This window comes from Roseomonas sp. FDAARGOS_362, from assembly GCF_002754815.1.
Taxonomy (GTDB): domain Bacteria; phylum Pseudomonadota; class Alphaproteobacteria; order Acetobacterales; family Acetobacteraceae; genus Roseomonas; species Roseomonas mucosa.
This window is the reverse complement of the sequence record NZ_CP024588.1, coordinates 3192473-3209598: the sequence shown is the minus strand read 5'-3', so window position 1 is coordinate 3209598 and position 17126 is coordinate 3192473. Positions and strand designations below refer to the sequence as shown.

Genomic DNA, 17126 nt, shown 5'->3' with positions numbered 1-17126 from the left:
TCCGCCGTTCGTCTTCTGTTTCAGCATTCCGTCGCCCTGGCCGTCCGGCCTCGGCCCCTGCCCTTCCGCCGTGCCGCCCGCGCCGGCGGACCGGTTCCGTCGCCCTGGCTTCCGCGCCCCGGCCCCCCGTTCGATCGCGCCACCCCGTCCCGGGCCTGCCCGGCCTCCGGGGCCCGGCGCGCTGAGGTCTGAACCGCCATGTCGATGCTGAACACCGCCGCCGCGGTGCTGCGCTGCTTCTCGCCGGCCCATCCGGAACTGACCACCTCCGAGGTGGCGGACCTGCTGCACCTACCGAAGAGCAATGCCTCCCGCGTGCTGCGCGCGATGCGGGAGGCCGGCTTCATTGATGCCGTGCCCGGTTCCCGCCGCTACCGCCCGGGGCTGCTGCATCTCGAACTGGGGCAGGTCCTGCGGAACGGCTCCATCCAGTGGCGGGAGGCGCAGGCGGTGCTGCTGCGCCTGTCGCGGCTCGGGAGGATGAGCGGCGAGGTCAGCCTGCTGGACGGGACGGAGGTGGTGCGGCTGCTGCGGATGAAGGACGGCCTGCCGGTGCCCCCGGCGCCCGGACGCGCCGCTGCCTGGGATGACGCGGCCGGGCTGGCGCTGCTGGCACGGCTGCCCGGGGCCGCCCTGCCAGCCCTGCTGGCCCAGGTGCCGCCGGAACCCGGAGCGGAAGCGGTGGCCCGGACCCTGGAGGCGGCACGGCGGGAAAGCTTCGTGCGCCTGCCGGGGCCGGAGGAGCGGATGGAAAGCCTGGCCTTCGCCGTGCTCGACCCGGCGCGGGAGGAAGCCATCGCCATCAGCCTGCTGGTGCCCGACCTGTCCTATCCCGAGGGCCAGAGGCTGCTGCCGGCCATCCTGACCGAGATGCGGAGCCTCGCGGCCCTGATCGGCGACCGGGACCTGCTGCGCGGCCTCGCCCCGGCCCAGCCCCGCGCCGCCTGAAACGGCGATCTCCGCCGGTTGCTCGACATGGGTGCGGGCGTTGCGCCTTCCCGGGTGAAAGGCGCTGCCTTTCCCCCGGACCCCCTATCCGCCAGGACCCTGAGGGTCCTGGACCTCCCGTTCGTTGGCGCCCGCTGATGCCGGATCGCGCCGGAGAGCATCGCTCTCCGGCGAACTGCCGATGTCACCAGCGCGGACACGATGTTTTCTCCTTTTCGGGAGACCCGCGTCGCCACCTGCTCCCAGGGATCGAGCCGCAGGCTGACGGCCACCACGCAGAGCCAACGCAAGCCCGGGGACCGGCTGCGGTCCCCGGCGGAGAGGGGGTCCGGCGGGAGAGGCAGAGCCTCTCCCCCGGGGACTGGACGCAACGCACCGCCTGAATAACGCGCCCGGCCGGGATGACCTCCGCGATGCCGGCTGGCCAGGGAGAAACGGCTGCGCCAGGAGGGGGCGTGCCGACCGAAACGCTGCGACCCTCCCCCCGATTCCGGCGCCTCTGCTTCGGACTGCTCTGCGCCCTGACCGGGCTGCTGCTGGCCTGGCTGGCCTGGCGGACGATGGCGCCGGGCGGCTGGACGGGGTGGGAGATCCTGGGCTTCGCCGCCTTCCTCGGGCTGCTCCCCTGGGCGGCGCTCAGCGCGGTGAACGGGGCGATCGGGGGCGCCTTGCTGCTGGGGTCGCGCGATCCGGCGGCGGCGGTGATGCCGCAGCTCCGTGTGGCGCCGGTCCATACGCCCCTGGCACCGCCCGGACTCAGGACAGGCATCCTCTGCTGCGTGCGGGACGAGCCGGTGGAGGCTGTGCTGCCGCCGGTGGAACGGCTGCTGGCCGGGCTGGAGGCCACCGGGGCGGGCGGGAGCTTCACCTTCTGGCTGCTCTCCGACACGCGCGACGATGCGCTGGCGGCGCGGGAGGCGGCGGGCGTGGCGGCTCTGGCGCTGCGCTTTCCCGGGCAGGCGCATTACCGGCGGCGGCGGGAGAATACCGGCTTCAAGGCCGGGAACGTGATGGAGTTCCTGGACCGCCATGCCGGGGGGCTGGACCTGTTTCTTTGCCTGGACGCGGATTCCGGGATGACCGCCCCGGCGGTGCTGCGGCTGGTCGGCTGCATGGAGGCCGATCCGCGGCTGGCCATCGTGCAGCCGCTGATCGTCGGTCGTCCGGCGGAATCGGCCTTTCCCCGGCTGTTCCAGTTCGGGATGCGGGCGGGGATGCGGGCATGGGCCACGGGGCAGGCCTGGTGGCAGGGGGATGAGGGCCCCTACTGGGGGCACAATGCCGTGCTGCGGATCGCGCCCTTCCGCGCCCATGCCCGGCTGGCGCCCTTGCCGGATGGGCGGCCCATCCTGTCGCACGATCAGGTGGAGGCGGTGCAGCTCCAGGCCGCCGGGTGGAAGGTGCGGTGCCTGCCGGTGGAGGAAGGCAGCCTGGAAGGCAATCCGCCGACCCTGCCGGATTTCCTGGCGCGCGACAGCCGCTGGGGCGAGGGGAACATGCAGTACTGGCGCCTGCTCCTCCGCCCCAGCCTGCGGGCCATGGGGCGGTGGCAGCTGCTGCAGGCGATCCTGCTCTTCGCCGGGGCGCCTCTCTGGGTGCTGCTGGCCGTGGCGGCGGTGGGCAATGTGGCGGCCGGCGGCGGCGAGGCCACGCCCCGGGCGGCGCTGGCCCTGCTGCTGGGGGCGACCTGGCTCTGCACCTATGCGCCGAAGCTGATGGGCTATGCCGAGCTGCTGCTCCGGCCGGGCCGGGCGGCGCCCTATGGGGGGCGGGGCGCCGTGCTGCGGGGGGCGGGGGCGGAGATCCTGTTCACCACCCTGCTCGACCCGGTCAGCCTGCTGAACAAGGCGCTGGTGCTGATCGCCCTGCCCTTCGGGCGCCGGGGCGGCTGGGGGGTACAGCGGCGCGAGGCGCGGGGGCTGCGATTGCGGGAAGCGCTGCGGCGGCTCTGGCCGCATACGCTGCTGGGCGTCCTGCTGCTGCTGGCGCTGGGCCTGCATTCCCTGGGCGCCCTGCTCTGGGGGCTGCCTTTCCTGCTGGGCCTCGCCCTCGCCGTGCCCTTCGGGCTGCTGACCGCCGGCCCGCGCTTTTCCGCCCTGCTGCGCCGGCACGGGATCGCGGCGACGCCGGAGGAGCGGGCTGGCGGCCTGGGGTGACGGGCAACGGCTTCTCCCTGCCGCTCCGCGGCCGGCGGCCCGGGGCGGAGCAACGCCGGAGGTGTGAGGCATGAGGGGCGGCCGGGGGGCCTGTCCGGCGGCGGGGGCCCTTCCCCTGGCGGCGCCGAGCGCCCAACCTCGTCACGGCCATGACAGCGGATCCCTGCAACCTCGACCTCAACCTGCTGCGCGTCTTCGACGCGGTGGCACGGGAGCGGCACGTCACCCGGGCGGCGGCGCGGCTGAACCTGTCGCAGCCGGCCGTGTCCAATGCCCTGGCACGGCTGCGGACGATGCTGGGCGACGAGCTGTTCCTGCGCGCGCCGGGCGGAGTGGAGCCGACGGCGCTGGCCATGTCGCTCGCCGGGCCGGTGGCGGAGACGCTGGAGAAGCTGCGCGAGACCCTGGCGGCGCAGGCGCCTTTCGAGCCGGCGGTGTCCGAGCGGGTCTTTCCCGTGGCGATGAGCGAATATGCCGAGGCGATCCTGGCGCCCCCGCTGCTGGAGCGGATGACGCGCGAGGCGCCGGGCTGCCTGCTGGCGATCCGCCATGGCGACCGCACCAATGCCGAGGCGCTGCTGGAAGCCGGCGCGGTGCACCTGGCCATCGGCGTGCTGCCGGAACCGCCCAGCCTCTACACGCGGCTGCGGCTGCTGCCGGAGGAGTTCTGCGTGCTGCTGCGGCCCGACCATCCGCTCTGCGAGGGGGAGCTGACGGTGGAGCGCTTCGCCGCCTTCCCGCACCTGCTGCACTCGCCCAACGGATCGCGCGACGGGGCGCTGGACGAGCCGCTGCGCAAGGCGGGGCATCCCCGGCGCCTGGGGGCGGTGGTGGCCCATCTGGCGGCGGTGCCAGAGATCCTGAAGCGCACCGGGATGGTGATGACGCTGTCCGCCCGCCTCGCGCACCGCATGGCGGAGGCGCATGGGCTGGTGCTGCGGCCGGTGCCGGTGGAGATCCAGCACACGCGGCTGTCGATGATCTTCCATCGGCGCTTCGAGGCGGATGGCGGCCATGCCTGGCTGCGCCGGCTGCTGCTGGCGGTGGCGCGGGAGGTAGGCGCGGCGAAGGGCGGCGAGACGGCCGGCCCGGAGGAGCGAGAGGCGCACGCCTCCTAGGCTTCGATCACAAAAATGTGATAGGCTGGGAAGGGGCTGGGCGAGACGGTTTCATACAGTCAGAGTATTCTCAATTCCGAACCGTTTTCTGGAATTGAAGACGAATCGATGATGAATCCGCCCTAGATCGCTGACGCCTCCCCGCGCGACCGACAGGTTGCCGCCCATGCCGCTTCGCCGCTCCGGAAGGGGACGGGCGTGGCTGGAGGCGGGGCCGTGGGCAGACATCGCGGGGGCCGTCATCGCTCTGGGCTTGGGAACAAGCACCGTCCCGTCATCGCTCCCGTCTGCCTCGGCTTTTCCGCCCTGGCACGGCGCTCGACTGGAGGCCTTCCATGGCCGACACCAGCTACGCCCCGTCATCCCCTTCCCTTGGCCGTCCCGTCCGCGGGGGCGCGCACCCGCCCTGGCCGGAACGTGATGCCGGCCGCCCGGCGCGCCGCTTCCTGCTGGCCTTCCTGGGCCTCTTCCTGGGCGGGATCGGCGCGCTGGCCGGGTTGCACATGGCGCTGGCCTACCAGGCGCTGCTGCCGCCCCCGCCGCTGGCGGCCACCGACTGCATCGACGGCAAGCTCGCCCTGCTGCGGGAGGCACCGCTGGAGGACCGCACGCTGATCGCGGTCGGCTCCTCCGTCACTTGGCGCAACCTCGACATGGGACTGCTGGAGCAGCGGCTGCCGGGGGTGCGGGCCTACAACGCCGCGCCCTGCTTCCTGCATGTGGACCAGACGGCCTTCCTCACCGGACTGCTGCTGGAACGCGCGCCGCAGCTGCGCACCGTGCTCTCCGTGATGGCGCCGCGCGACTTCGAGAGCTGCGGCCCGCAGGACGCCGCCTTCGTGGACGAGGATCTCGCCCGCGCCTATCTCGCCGGCCAGGTGCCGGGTTGGCTGCCCTATGTCACCGGCTTCCGCCCGCTCTACCTGGCGCGGGAGGCGCTCGCCCGCTGGCGCGGCACCTCGCTCTCCCCCGAGGATGCGATAGCCGACCCGCTGGGCTCCAGCATCCTGGTGCGCCCCGCTTCCTACCAGCCGGCGCCGGTGCTCGATCCCGACTGTTTCGCCGCGCTGCGCGGCTTCGATGCGATGCTGGCGGACAGGGGCGTGACGCTGGTGGTGGCGACGCTGCCGGCCAAGCCGGAATGGAGCCGGCTCCACGATCCGCAGGGCCGGCTGGTGCGGAGCTGGACGCAGGCGGTGACGGCGGCGCTGGGCGGCGATGCCCGGCGCGTGATCGACGGGCGCGCCCTGCCCTGGCCCGATGCGCGCTTCGCCGATGCGGCGCACCTGCTCTACCCGAACCACCGCGACTTCACGGCGCATCTGGCGCGCAGCCTGGCGGAACGCCGCCTCGCCGGCGGATCGGCGGAGTAGCCGGCCATGCTGTTCAACTCGCATGTCTTCATCCTGGGCTTCCTGCCGGCCACGGCGGCGGGCTTCTTCCTTTGCGCGCGCCTCGCCGGGATGCAGGGCGCGCGGCTGTGGATGCTGCTGGCCTCGCTGGTCTTCTATGGCTGGTGGAGCGTGGAGTTCCTGGGTCTGCTGCTGCTCTCGATCCTGGCCAATCACGCGCTCGGCCGGATCATCCTGCGGCTGCGGCACCGCCGGCCCGGGCTGGCGCGGTGGCTCGTGGCGCTGGGCGTCGGCGGCAACCTGCTGCTGCTCGGCTGGTACAAGTATGCGGGCTTCCTGGCGCGGAACCTGGACGCTCTGACGGGGCTGAACCTCGCTCTGGATGCGGTGGTGCTGCCGCTCGCCATCTCCTTCTACACCTTCGTGCAGATCGCCTATCTGGTGGATTGCGGCCGCGGCCGCAGCGAAGCCTATGGCCTGCTCGACTACGCGCTCTTCGTCACCTTCTTCCCGCATCTCATCGCAGGGCCGATCGTCCATCACCACGAGCTGATCCCGCAGTTCCGCGCGCCCCGGACCTTCCGCTTCCGCAGCGAGGACGCGGCGGCGGGACTCGCGCTCTTCGTCACCGGGCTGGTGAAGAAGATGCTGCTGGCCGATCCGGTGAGCGCGCTGGCGACGCCGGTCTTCGCCGGGGCGGCGCAGCCGGGCATGGCCGAGGCCTGGATGGCGGTGCTGGCCTTCTCGCTCGGCCTCTACTTCGATTTCTCGGCCTATTCCGACATGGCCATCGGGCTGGCGCGGATCTTCGGCATCCGCTTCCCGCACAACTTCAACTCGCCCTACAAGGCGCTCTCCATCAGCGATTTCTGGCGGCGCTGGCACATGACGCTGTCGCGCTTCCTGCGTGACTACGTCTACATCCCCCTCGGCGGCAACCGGCAGGGGCCGGCGCGGCGGCACCTCAACCTCGTGCTGACCATGCTGCTCGGCGGGCTGTGGCACGGTGCCGGCTGGACCTTCCTGGTGTGGGGCGCGCTGCATGGCGGCTACCTCGTCGTCAACCACCTCTGGAACGGCACGGGGCGGCGCCTGTCCCCGCTGGCGGCACGGGCGCTGACGCTGCTGGCGGTGATGTTCGCCTGGGTCTTCTTCGCCGCGCCCGGGCTGGCCGAGGCGGGCTCGGTCCTGTCCGGCATGGCGGGGGCGCGGGGGCTGGTGCAGCCGGAAACGCTGGCGGCGCTGGAGATGCTGCGGCATGGCGGGATCGCCGCGCTGCGCGACCACCTGGGCGGGCTCGGCGCGCTGATCTCGCTTTCCTGGGGGCTGGCGGTGCTGGCGCTCGGCAGCGTGCTGGTGCTGGCGGCACCGAACTCGCAGGAGATCGTGGACGGCACCCCGGATGGGCGCGAGGCGCGCCTCCCGGCCCGCCTGCCGCGCTTCCGTCCGGGTCCGGTCAGCGGCGGGCTGGCGGCGATGGCCCTGCTGCTCGCCATGATGCTGATGGCGAATGTGCGGGAGTTCGTCTACTTCCAGTTCTGATCCGTGGTGTTCCGGCGTGGCGCTTCGTGGCCAGCCCCGGGGGAGAGGCGCTGCCTCTCCACCCGGACCCCCTCTCCGCCAGGACGCTGCGCGCCCTGGACCCGGGGAGTTGGTTCCAGATGGTTGCCGTCAGCCTTGCAGCGGCCGTCGCCAGAGAGCCATGCTCTCCGGCGTGATCCGGCGCCAGCAACAGCCAGCGAATGGAAGGTCCAGGAAACTCGGTTTCCTGGCGGATAGGGGGTATCGGGGGAAAGGTGGCACCTTTCCCCCGGGCCGGACGCGCAACGCCCGGGAACAGCCACGCTCAGCCCCGGCGCGGCGGGATGGTGCAGGAGGAGCGGACGAGGAAGCGCTTCTCCCGCCCGTTGTCGAGCGAGAACATGCCGCCGCGGCCGGGCACCACGTCGATCAGCAGGTCGGTATGCTTCCAGGCCTCGTACTGCGCCGCGCCGATGTAGAAGGGTGCGCCGCCGATCTCGCCCAGCAGCACGTCGCGCTCGCTGACGATGAAATCGCCCTGCGGGTAGCACATGGGCGAGGAACCGTCGCAGCAGCCGCCGGACTGGTGGAACAGCACCGGGCCGTGATCCGCCTGGATCTCGGCCAGGAGCTCCAGCGCGGCGGGCGTGGCGCGCACGCGGTCCGGCCTGGGGTCTGCCTGGGTCATGGGCACGGTCCTCCGGGGTTGTGGGGAGGGGGCGGCCCCCTCCCCGCCCATCATGCCGCGAGATCGAGCACGACGCGCCCCTCGATCTGGCCCTTGTGCATCCGGTCGAAGATCTCGTTGACCTTCTCCAGCGGCTCGGTGCTGACGGTGGCCTTGACCAGCCCATCGCCGGCGAAGTCGAGGGATTCCTGCAGGTCGAGCCGCGTGCCGACGATGGAGCCGCGCACGGTGATGCCGTTCAGCACCATGTCGAAGATCGGCAGCGGGAAGTCGCCCGGCGGCAGGCCGTTCAGCGCCACCGTGCCGCCGCGCCCGACCACGCCCAGCGCCTGCTCGAAGGCCTTGGGCGAGACGGCGGTGACCAGCACGCCCCGGGCGCCGCCGCCGGTGTGCTTCTTCACCGCCGCGGCCGGGTCCTCGTGCCGCGCGTTCACGGTGAGGCTGGCGCCGAGGCGGCGGGCCAGGTCGAGCTTCGCGTCGTCGATGTCCACCGCCGCGACATGCATGCCCATGGCCTTGGCGTACTGGACCGCCATGTGGCCGAGGCCGCCGATGCCGGAGATCACCACCCAGTCGCCCGGACGGGCCTCCGTCATCTTGAGGCCCTTGTAGACCGTGACGCCGGCGCAGAGCACGGGCGCGATCTCGGTGAACTCGATGTTGCGCGGCAGGTGGCCGACATAGTTCGGGTCGGCCACGACATATTCGGCGAAGCCGCCATTGACCGAGTAGCCGGTATTGAGCTGCGCCTCGCACAGCGTCTCCCAGCCGCCCAGGCAGTGCCGGCAATGACCGCATGAGGTGTAGAGCCAGGGCACGCCGACCCGGTCGCCTTCCTTGACGTTCTTCACGCCCGCGCCGACGGCGGAGACATAGCCCACGCCTTCGTGCCCCGGAATGAAGGGCGGGTTGGGCTTCACCGGCCAGTCGCCCTCCGCCGCGTGCAGGTCGGTGTGGCAGACGCCGGAGGCGCGTATGGCGACCTGGATCTGCCCCGGCCCTGCCTCGGGGATGGGCACCTCGTCGATGGTGAGAGGCTTGCCGAACTCGCGGACGACCGCCGCCTTCATGGTCCTGGCCATGGACGTTCTCCCAATCTCGGGGGTTGTTCAGGGTTCTGCGGTTCCCGGGCGGCGCGGGGTGGACATCCCGCACCGCCCCTCACAGCCCTTCAGAAGAAGCCGAGCTTCTTCGGGCTGTAGCTGACCAGCATGTTCTTGGTCTGCTGGTAGTGGTCGAGCATCATGCGATGGTTCTCGCGCCCGATACCCGATTGCTTGTACCCGCCGAAGGCCGCATGGGCCGGGTAGGCGTGGTAGCAGTTGGTCCAGACGCGCCCGGCCTGGATGGCACGGCCGAAGCGGTAGGCGCGGTTCGCGTCCCGCGTCCAGACGCCGGCGCCCAGGCCATAGAGCGTGTCGTTGGCGATGGAGAGCGCCTCGTCGTCGTCCTTGAAGGTGGTGACGGAAACGACGGGGCCGAAGATCTCCTCCTGGAAGACGCGCATGCGGTTATGGCCATGGAAGACGGTGGGCTTCATGTAGAAGCCTTCCGCGAGGTCGCCGGACAGGACGTTGCGCTCGCCGCCAATCAGCACCTCGGCGCCTTCCTGCTTTCCGATGTCGATGTAGCTCAGGATCTTCTCCAGCTGCTCGCTGGAGGCCTGGGCGCCGATCATGGTGGAGGGGTCGAGCGGATCGCCCTGCCTGATGTCCCCGACGCGCTTCAGCGCCTTCTCCATGAAGCGGTCGTAGAGGCTCTCATGGATCAGCGCGCGGGACGGGCAGGTGCAGACCTCGCCCTGGTTCAGCGCGAACATCACGAATCCTTCGATCGCCTTGTCGAGGAAGTCGTCGTCCTCGGCGCCGACATCCTTGAAGAAGATGTTGGGCGACTTGCCGCCGAGCTCCAGCGTGACGGGGATCAGGTTCTGGCTGGCATACTGCATGATCAGCCGGCCTGTCGTCGTCTCGCCGGTGAAGGCGATCTTGGCGATGCGCGGGCTGAGCGCCAGCGGCTTGCCGGCCTCCAGCCCGAAGCCGTTGACGATGTTCAGCACGCCGGGCGGCAGGATGTCGGCGATCAGGTCGGCGAGCACGAGGATCGAGGCCGGCGTCTGCTCGGCGGGCTTCAGCACCACGCAGTTGCCGGCGGCGAGCGCGGGGGCGAGCTTCCAGCAGGCCATCAGGATCGGGAAGTTCCACGGGATGATCTGGCCGACGACGCCCAGCGGCTCGTGGAAGTGATAGGCGACGGTGTCGTGGTCGATCTCGCTCAACGCACCTTCCTGCGCGCGGATGCAGCCGGCGAAGTAGCGGAAATGGTCGATGGCGAGCGGCAGGTCGGCGGCGGTGGTCTCGCGGATCGGCTTGCCGTTGTCGAATGTCTCGGCGCGGGCGAGGAGGTCGAGATTGTCCTCCATGCGCTGCGCGATGGCGTTCAGCAGACGGGCGCGCTCGGCGGCGCTGGTGCGGCCCCAGGCATCCTTTGCCGCATGGGCGGCATCCAGCGCGCGGTCGATGTCGGTGGCGTCGGAGCGCGCGACCTCGCAGAGGACGCGGCCGTTGACGGGGGAGGTGTTGGCGAAGGTCTGGCCGCTGGCGGGTTCCACCCACTGGCCGGCAATGAAGTTGCCGTAGCGCCGCTTGAACGGGGAATCCGTCACGCGCAGGGCGTCGAGCTTGGTCATGCTTCCCTCCGTTGCGATCCGTCATGCATTGCGGATCGCATCGAGGATAAGCTGGGACTTCCGCCCCCGTCCTGTCACCTGCCTGGAATGCGCGGAATCCCGGGCCTGTCGCAGTTCTGCGACAGGCGCCCGCTCAGTTCGCGCCGCGCAGGCCGAGGCGGCGGAGTTTGCGGTGCAGCGTCGCGCGGCTGATGCCCAGCGCCTCGGCGGCAGCGGAAACATTGCCGCCGGCGCGCGCCAGGGCGTGCTGCAACGCGCTGCGCTCGGCCTGCAGCAGGTCCGTGGCCGGGCCGCCGGAGCCCAGCACGTCGGCCGCCGGCAGAGGCTGGCGCAGCTTCTCGGGGGTGATGTTCAGCGCCAGGCGCGCGGCGCGCGTGGCGCCGATCACCAGGTCGTCCGCATCGATGGCCAGCAGCGCGCCAGGCGCACGGTCGTCGGCCAGCACGATGCGCGCACGCGGGAAGGCGCGGCGGAAGTTGCGTTCCTCGATGCGGCGCGCCGCCTCTCCGGTGGCGGTCGCGATCAGGCCGGTGAAGCCCTCGGTGAGGTCGGCGCGGCAGGAGGAGACGTCGAGCGCGGCGGCGAGGCGGCCTTCCTCGTCGAAGATCGGCACGGTGCTGCAACTCAGCCCGGCATTGCGGGTGTGGAAATGCTGGTCGCGGTGGATGGTGAGCGCACGCTGCTCGGCGATGCAGGTGCCGATGCCGTTGGTGCCCTCCTGCGCCTCGCTCCAGACCGTGCCGGTCCAGAGGCCCCAGTCGCGGAACTGCGCGTCGTCCGCCGGGGCACCGCGGCGTTCCACGGGCACGCCGTTGCGGTCGGTCAGCAGTACGCAGCAGCCGATCCCGCCCACCGCCTGGAACAGCCGGTCCATGCTTGGCTGGGCGAGCTGGATCAGCGGCTCCATGCGCGCCCGCGCCTCGCGCAGCTCGGCTTCCGTCATTCGCCAGGGGCCGCGGTGGTTTTCCGGGTCCAGCCCGTACTGGGTCATCGAGCGGCGCCAGGAGGCCGCCACCACGGAGCGCGCCGCCGCACCGTCCTGCAGGACGGCACGGACCTGATCGGCATGCGCGCGTGCCGGAGAACCGGACATGCTTTCCTCCCTCGGGCAAGTGGGCCTTGCTCTGGAACCAGAGCCCTACCACGGCCGCGCCCGGGGAAGGGAAGAACAAATTTCCGGGAGGCCCCCGGAAGGGCGAGGCCCACCTCGGCCGGGGCCGGCCGTCAAGGCAGCGGCGGGGCGGCCTCGAAGCCGTCCGGCAGGTGCCCCAGGGGGCGGGCGACCGCGCCGGTGTCGCGGGGCAGCCAGCGGCCGGAACCGGGCCGGGCCAGCATCGCCCCTTCCCGCATCGCCACCTCGCCCCGGGCGATGGTGATGACCGGCCAGCCCTTCACCGCCAGCCCCTCATAGGGGGTGTAGTCGATGGCGTGCCGCATCAGGGCGTTGGTGATGGTCACCTCCTTCGCCGGGTCCCAGAGCACGAGGTCGGCATCCAGGCCGGGGGCGATGGCGCCCTTGCGGTGGGCGAGGCCGGCGATGCGCGCGGGCTCGGTGGCGGTGAGGGAGACGAAGCGGGCGAGGTCGATGCGCCCCTTCGAGACGCCCTCGGAGAAGAGGACCGGCAGGCGGGCGGCGAGGCCCGGGATGCCGTTGGGAATAGCATCGAAGGAGGCGTCGCGCCCGTTCCTCGCCTTGCCCCGGTCCCCCCCGAAGGAGAAGCCGCAATGGTCGGAAGAAACCACCGAGAGGGTGCCCCGGCGCAGCATCTCCCAGGTGCCCTCGTGGTCGGCGGCTTGGCGCGGGGCCGGGCTGCAGATGAACTTCGCGCCCTCGAAGCCCGGCCGGTCCATGTCCTCCGCGGTCAGGACCAGGTATTGCGGGCAGGTCTCGCCCCAGACCTTGAGGCCTCGTGCCTGGGCGCGGGCGATCTCCTCCGCCACCTCGGCGCAGGAAACATGGAAGACCTGGATCGGCTGGTCCACCAGCTCCGCCAGCGCGATGGCACGGTGCGTGGCCTCGCGCTCCACCACCGGGGGCCGCGCCCAGGCATGGTACTTCGGCGCGGTCATCCCCGCCGCCAGAAGCGCCTGCTGCCGCCAGCGGATGGCGTCGTGGTTCTCGCAATGCACATGCACCATCAGCCCGTGCCGGCGCGCGGCGAGCAGGACCTGCAGGAACTCCGCATCCGTCAGGTGCAGCGGGTCATAGGTGAGGAAGGCCTTCAGGCTGCCCACCCCGTCCGCCACCACCTGCGGCAGCTCGGCCCGCATCACCTCCGGCGTCGGGTCGGTGATCACCTGGTGGAAGCCATGGTCGATCATGCCGCGCGCCGCCCGTTCCCGGTTCGCGCGGTGCTGCGCCAGGATGCCGCCGCCCTTGAACTGCGGCGTGAAGCAGACCAGCGTCGTGGTGCCGCCCGCGAAGGCCGAGTGGCTGGCGGTGGTGAAACTCTCCTCGTGGATGCTGCCGTCGGGCTGCGGCTCCTCGATATGGCAATGCGTGTCCACCCCGCCCGGCAGCACCAGCAGCCCGTCCGCCTCGACGACCGCCGCCCCTTCCGTGGACAGGTCCTCCCCGACCGCCGCGATCCGCCCGGCCCGCACGCCCACGTCGCAGCGCCGCGCTTCTCCCCCGGCCGCGACCATGCCGCCCCGGACCACCAGCTCGTATCCCGTCATTGTTCCTCTGCCTTGGATTGGGCCTGGGAACCGGGAGGCTCTGCCTCCCGGACCCTCCGCTCAGGGGCATAGTATGCCCCCGAGACCCCGCCATGAGCGCTCCGCGAGGAGGGGCTCCGACCACCGTTGCGCCAACTGGCGACCGACCGGCCATCACCCCTCCTCGCGGAGCGCCCACAGGGTTCCAAGGGACTAACGTCCCTTGGCGGGTGGGTTCCAGGGAGGGCAGAGCCCTCCCTGGCCCCGGCCCGATCAGGCCGGAACGCGGGAGGCGAAGTGGACGGCGAAGCGGGCGACGATGTCGGTCAGCTTCTCGGACAGGGCGGCGCCGGTCTCGGCGGAGGAGAGGTTCGGATCACCCTTGGCGACGCCGTCGTGATAGACCTCGTCGTAGGCGTTGGGCATGCCGATCTCGGCGCCGTCGAAGCTGGCGGAGCCCAGGCCGGTGAAGGGCAGGCCCAGGACGCTGTCGCTCTTCAGCGGCGCGGCGGCGGGGACCATGTCCTGGCGGATCAGCTCCGGGAAGAGGTGCAGGCCGATGCTGGTCAGCGGGTCGGCGCCATGGCCGGACACCGCCCTGGCCTTCTCCGCGCCGATGAGGCCGGGAAGCAGCCCGTAGCCGATGCGCCAGAGGTAGAGGCTCGGCAGGATGGTCCTGTCCCTCTCGTAGAGGCGGCGCGCCACCTCGGCGATCGGGCCGACATTGCCGCCATGGCCGTTGATCACGACGATCCGCGTCAGCCCGTTGCGGTGCAGGCTCTCCACCATGTCGGTGATCACGCTGGTCAGCGTCGCCTGGGTGATGGCGATGCCGCCGATCATCGGCGCGAACCAGTCGGCACCGCCAAAGGGCAGGACCGGGGCGACATAGGTGGGCGTGCCGAGCTCGGTGGCGCGGAGCGCGGCGAGTTCCGCGATCTTCTCGGCCAGGAGGTAGTCGCCCATCGGGGCATGCGGCCCTTGGTCCTCGTGGCTGCCCATGGGCAGCAGGATGACCGGATTCTTCGCGTAGGCCTCTCGCCCCTCGCCGCCGGTCAGCGTGCCCATATGCACCTTGGGCGTCGTCTTGGTGGCCACTCTCACGCACTCCTGGACAGTTCTGGCTAGGGATGGACGGCGCCCCGGCGCGCGCCGGGGCGCCGTCAGGCGAGCGCCTCGGCCCGGATGCAGGCCACCGCCTGTCCTGGTGAGCCAAAGGGCCGCAGCGCCGGCACGTCGCCCGCGCAGGCCGCGACCGCATGGGCGCAGCGGGTGCGGAAGACGCAGCCGGAAGGGGGGCTGGAGGGGCTGGGCGGGTCGCCAGCCAGCAGGATGCGCTTGACCCGGTGCTTCGGGTCGAGGCGCGGCGTGGCCGAGAGCAGGGCGCGTGTATAGGGGTGCGCCGGGCGGCTGAAGACGGCCCCGGCCGGCCCCTCCTCCATGACGCGGCCGAGATACATCACCATCACCCGGTCGCAGAGATGCCGCACCACGGGCAGGTCGTGGCTGATGAAGAGCATCGCCAGGCCGAGGTCGCGCCGCAGGTCGGAGAGAAGCTGCACCACCTGCGCCTGGATGGAGACGTCCAGCGCGCTCACCGGCTCGTCGGCCACCAGGAAATCGGGCTGCGTGGCCAGGGCGCGGGCGATGCCGATGCGCTGGCGCTGGCCGCCGGAGAACTCGTGTGGGAAGCGCTGCGCATGGGCGGGGTCGAGGCCGACGCGGGCCAGCAGCTCGCCCACGCGCTGCGCCTGCTCCGCGTCGGAGGCGAGGCCGTGGATGTCCATCCCGTCCGCGATCTGCGGGCCGATGCGGCGGCGCGGATCGAGGCTGGAAAAGGGGTCCTGGAAGACGATCTGCATGCGCCGGCGCAGGCGCCGCCATTCTGCGCGGGAGATGTCCTCCATCTCCTTGCCGTCGAAGCGCAGGCTGCCGGAGGTGGCGGGCAGCAGGCCCAGCATCATGCGGCCGAGCGTGCTCTTGCCGGAACCGCTCTCGCCCACCACGCCCAGCGCCTCGCCACGCGCGATCCGGGCATGGATCTGGCGCACCGCCTGCACCGGCCTGCCGCGGCGGAAGACGCCCTTGGGGGGAAAGGTCTTGGAAAGGGAGTCGGCCTCGACCAGCGGAAGGGACGCTTGGCTCATGCCGCCTGTTCCTCCAGGGCGCCGAGTTCGGCCCAGCGGATGCAGCGCGTGCCGCGGCCGGGGCGGGCCTCCTCCAGCGGGGGCGGCCCGGCCTCGCAGGCGGCGATGGCATGCGGGCAGCGGGGGGCGAAGCGGCAGCCGACCGGAAAGGCATGCGGCGGCGGCACTACGCCGGGGATGCCGGCGGGCTGGTGCTCGCCCTCCGGCACCGCCGCCAGCAGGGCGCGGGTATAGGGGTGCAGCGGCGCGCGGAAGACCGCCTCGACGCTGCCGCGCTCCACCACCTGCCCGGCATACATGACGGCCACGCTGTCGGCGATCTCGGCCACCACGCCCAGGCCGTGGGTGATGAAGACCATGCCCATGCCCGTCTCCCGCTGGAGATCGGCCAGCAGGTCGAGGATCTGCGCCTGCACCGTGACGTCCAGCGCGGTGGTGGGCTCGTCCGCGATCAGCAGGCGCGGACGGTTGGCCAGCGCCATGGCGATCATCACGCGCTGGCGCATGCCGCCCGACATCTCGTGCGGAAAGACGCGCATGCGCCGTTCCGGATCGGCGATGCCAACGCGGCGGAACAGCTCCAGCGCGCGCTTCTGTGCCTCGGCGCCCCCCAGCCCCGGCTGGTGCGCCAGGATCGCCTCGGCCACCTGGTCACCCACGCGGTGGACGGGGTTCAGGCTGCTCATCGGGTCCTGGAAGATCATCGCCATCGGGCCGCCCCGCAGCTTGCGGAGCTCCTCGTCCTTCAGGCGCAGCAGGTCGCGCTCGCCGAACCAGGCGGCACCCTGGGCGATGCGGGCGACGGGCGGCAACAGGCCCATCACCGCCGTGACGGTGACCGACTTGCCGGAACCGCTCTCGCCCACCACCGCCAGGGTCTCTCCCGGCTTCACCGAGAAGGAGACGCCCTCCACCGGGCGGATCGTGCCGCGCGGGGTGGCGATCTCCACGGTCAGGTCCTGCACCTCCAGCACCGCGCCCGTCGCCTCCTCGCGGCGCGGCAGCAGGCCCGGCAGCACGCGGTCCACCGCCCGCAGGCGCATCCGCCCGGCGCCGGTGCGCGGGTCCACCGCGTCGCGCAGCCCGTCGCAGAGCAGGTTCATCGCCAGGATGGTCAGCGTCAGCGCCAGGCAGGGCCAGAGCAGCAGCAGCGGCGCCTGTTCCATCGTGGCCCGCGCGCCGCGGATCATCAGGCCCCAGGACGGCGCCGGCGGCACCACGCCCAGGCCCAGGAAGGAGAGGCCGCTTTCCAGCACCACGGCGGCGGCCACGGCGAGCGAGAACTGCACCAGGATCGGCCCGGCGACATTGGGCAGCACGGTGCGCAGCAGGATGCGGCCGGTGGGAGCGCCGAGGGCGCGGACGGCCTCCACATAGTCGTGCTCGCGCGCCGAAAGGACCTCGGCATAGGTCACGCGGGCGAAGCCGGGGAGGTAGAGGACGGACAGGACCAGGATCAGCGTCCCTGCCCCCGGCCCCATCAGCGTGACGACGAGCAGCGCCAGCAGCACGGGCGGGAAGCAGAGGATGATGTCCATGCTGCGCACCGCCAGCATCTCGCCCAGCCCGCGGAACCAGCCGCCGACCAGGCCGAGCAGCGTGCCCAGGATGCCGGCGGTGATGGCGGAGGCGAAGGCAACCGAGAGGCTGGTGCGCGCCCCCCAGATCAGGCGGGACAGCACGTCGCGGCCGAATTCGTCGCGCCCCAGCGGGCTGCCGGCCAGGGGGCCGGAAAGGCGGTGGGTGATGTCCTGCCGCACCGGATCGGGCAGGCCGAGCAGCGGCGCGGCGAAGGCCAGCAGGATGATGACCGCGACGGCCGCGCCGGGAAGCCAGAGCTTCTTCATGG

The 17126-nt window shown here is 71.9% G+C and carries 13 protein-coding genes; 5 read left to right on the top strand and 8 right to left on the bottom strand.

Features of this window, described 5'->3' with window-relative positions:
* Positions 1 to 198 precede the first annotated feature (198 nt).
* The 5 genes from CTJ15_RS19190 (at position 199) to CTJ15_RS19170 (ending at position 7116) form a co-directional block, all read left to right on the top strand.
* The gene (locus CTJ15_RS19190) at positions 199 to 948 is read left to right on the top strand and encodes a helix-turn-helix domain-containing protein (protein ID WP_099781858.1); all 750 of its coding nucleotides are present in this window, start codon (positions 199 to 201) and stop codon (positions 946 to 948) included.
* Positions 949 to 1403: 455 nt separating this feature from the next.
* Positions 1404 to 3104, top strand: coding sequence for a glucans biosynthesis glucosyltransferase MdoH (gene mdoH / locus CTJ15_RS19185; protein WP_099781857.1), 1701 nt, complete (start codon positions 1404 to 1406; stop codon positions 3102 to 3104).
* Between the two features lie 149 nt (positions 3105 to 3253).
* A complete protein-coding gene (locus tag CTJ15_RS19180; protein ID WP_099781856.1) occupies positions 3254 to 4222 on the top strand; it encodes a LysR family transcriptional regulator in 969 nt (322 codons plus the stop codon).
* Positions 4223 to 4557: 335 nt separating this feature from the next.
* On the top strand, positions 4558 to 5595 hold the full coding sequence (locus tag CTJ15_RS19175) for a hypothetical protein (RefSeq protein ID WP_075822554.1): 1038 nt from the start codon (positions 4558 to 4560) through the stop codon (positions 5593 to 5595).
* A gap of 6 nt (positions 5596 to 5601) precedes the next feature.
* A complete protein-coding gene (locus CTJ15_RS19170; protein WP_075822555.1) occupies positions 5602 to 7116 on the top strand; it encodes an MBOAT family protein in 1515 nt (504 codons plus the stop codon).
* Positions 7117 to 7420: 304 nt separating this feature from the next.
* Here CTJ15_RS19170 and CTJ15_RS19165 read toward each other — a convergent pair whose 3' ends face one another.
* From CTJ15_RS19165 to CTJ15_RS19130, 8 genes are all read right to left on the bottom strand, one after another.
* Positions 7421 to 7783 (bottom strand): DUF779 domain-containing protein, encoded by a 363-nt coding sequence (locus CTJ15_RS19165; RefSeq protein WP_019460196.1) that lies wholly within the window; start codon positions 7781 to 7783, stop codon positions 7421 to 7423.
* 50 nt (positions 7784 to 7833) lie between these two features.
* The gene (gene adhP, locus CTJ15_RS19160; RefSeq protein ID WP_058389220.1) at positions 7834 to 8865 is read right to left on the bottom strand and encodes an alcohol dehydrogenase AdhP; all 1032 of its coding nucleotides are present in this window, start codon (positions 8863 to 8865) and stop codon (positions 7834 to 7836) included.
* A gap of 89 nt (positions 8866 to 8954) precedes the next feature.
* Positions 8955 to 10472 carry an aldehyde dehydrogenase gene (gene adh, locus CTJ15_RS19155; protein WP_099781855.1) on the bottom strand — a complete coding sequence of 506 codons (1518 nt, stop codon included), beginning with the start codon at positions 10470 to 10472 and terminating at the stop codon, positions 8955 to 8957.
* A gap of 133 nt (positions 10473 to 10605) precedes the next feature.
* Positions 10606 to 11565 carry a GAF domain-containing protein gene (locus CTJ15_RS19150; protein ID WP_099781854.1) on the bottom strand — a complete coding sequence of 320 codons (960 nt, stop codon included), beginning with the start codon at positions 11563 to 11565 and terminating at the stop codon, positions 10606 to 10608.
* A 131-nt stretch (positions 11566 to 11696) separates the two neighbouring features.
* Positions 11697 to 13151 (bottom strand): dihydropyrimidinase, encoded by a 1455-nt coding sequence (gene hydA / locus CTJ15_RS19145; protein ID WP_099781853.1) that lies wholly within the window; start codon positions 13149 to 13151, stop codon positions 11697 to 11699.
* A 252-nt stretch (positions 13152 to 13403) separates the two neighbouring features.
* Positions 13404 to 14228 carry a creatininase family protein gene (locus CTJ15_RS19140; protein WP_226945986.1) on the bottom strand — a complete coding sequence of 275 codons (825 nt, stop codon included), beginning with the start codon at positions 14226 to 14228 and terminating at the stop codon, positions 13404 to 13406.
* Positions 14229 to 14293: 65 nt separating this feature from the next.
* Entirely contained in the window at positions 14294 to 15277 is a 984-nt protein-coding gene (locus tag CTJ15_RS19135) for an ABC transporter ATP-binding protein (RefSeq protein WP_099781852.1), read from the bottom strand.
* A complete protein-coding gene (locus tag CTJ15_RS19130) occupies positions 15274 to 17124 on the bottom strand; it encodes a dipeptide/oligopeptide/nickel ABC transporter permease/ATP-binding protein (protein ID WP_099781851.1) in 1851 nt (616 codons plus the stop codon). The genes CTJ15_RS19135 and CTJ15_RS19130 overlap by 4 nt, the downstream gene beginning before the upstream one ends.
* Positions 17125 to 17126: the final 2 nt, after the last annotated feature.

Bases quoted from the DNA above. Each gene is read 5' to 3' on its own strand.
- CTJ15_RS19170 (WP_075822555.1), top strand. From the start codon at position 5,602: ATGCTGTTCAACTCGCATGTCTTCATCCTGGGCTTCCTGCCGGCCACG.
- CTJ15_RS19180 (WP_099781856.1), top strand. From the start codon at position 3,254: ATGACAGCGGATCCCTGCAACCTCGACCTCAACCTGCTGCGCGTCTTC.
- adhP (WP_058389220.1), bottom strand. From the start codon at position 8,865: ATGGCCAGGACCATGAAGGCGGCGGTCGTCCGCGAGTTCGGCAAGCCT.
- CTJ15_RS19130 (WP_099781851.1), bottom strand. From the start codon at position 17,124: ATGAAGAAGCTCTGGCTTCCCGGCGCGGCCGTCGCGGTCATCATCCTG.
- CTJ15_RS19135 (WP_099781852.1), bottom strand. From the start codon at position 15,277: ATGAGCCAAGCGTCCCTTCCGCTGGTCGAGGCCGACTCCCTTTCCAAG.
- CTJ15_RS19165 (WP_019460196.1), bottom strand. From the start codon at position 7,783: ATGACCCAGGCAGACCCCAGGCCGGACCGCGTGCGCGCCACGCCCGCC.
- hydA (WP_099781853.1), bottom strand. From the start codon at position 13,151: ATGACGGGATACGAGCTGGTGGTCCGGGGCGGCATGGTCGCGGCCGGG.
- adh (WP_099781855.1), bottom strand. From the start codon at position 10,472: ATGACCAAGCTCGACGCCCTGCGCGTGACGGATTCCCCGTTCAAGCGG.
- CTJ15_RS19190 (WP_099781858.1), top strand. From the start codon at position 199: ATGTCGATGCTGAACACCGCCGCCGCGGTGCTGCGCTGCTTCTCGCCG.
- CTJ15_RS19150 (WP_099781854.1), bottom strand. From the start codon at position 11,565: ATGTCCGGTTCTCCGGCACGCGCGCATGCCGATCAGGTCCGTGCCGTC.
- CTJ15_RS19175 (WP_075822554.1), top strand. From the start codon at position 4,558: ATGGCCGACACCAGCTACGCCCCGTCATCCCCTTCCCTTGGCCGTCCC.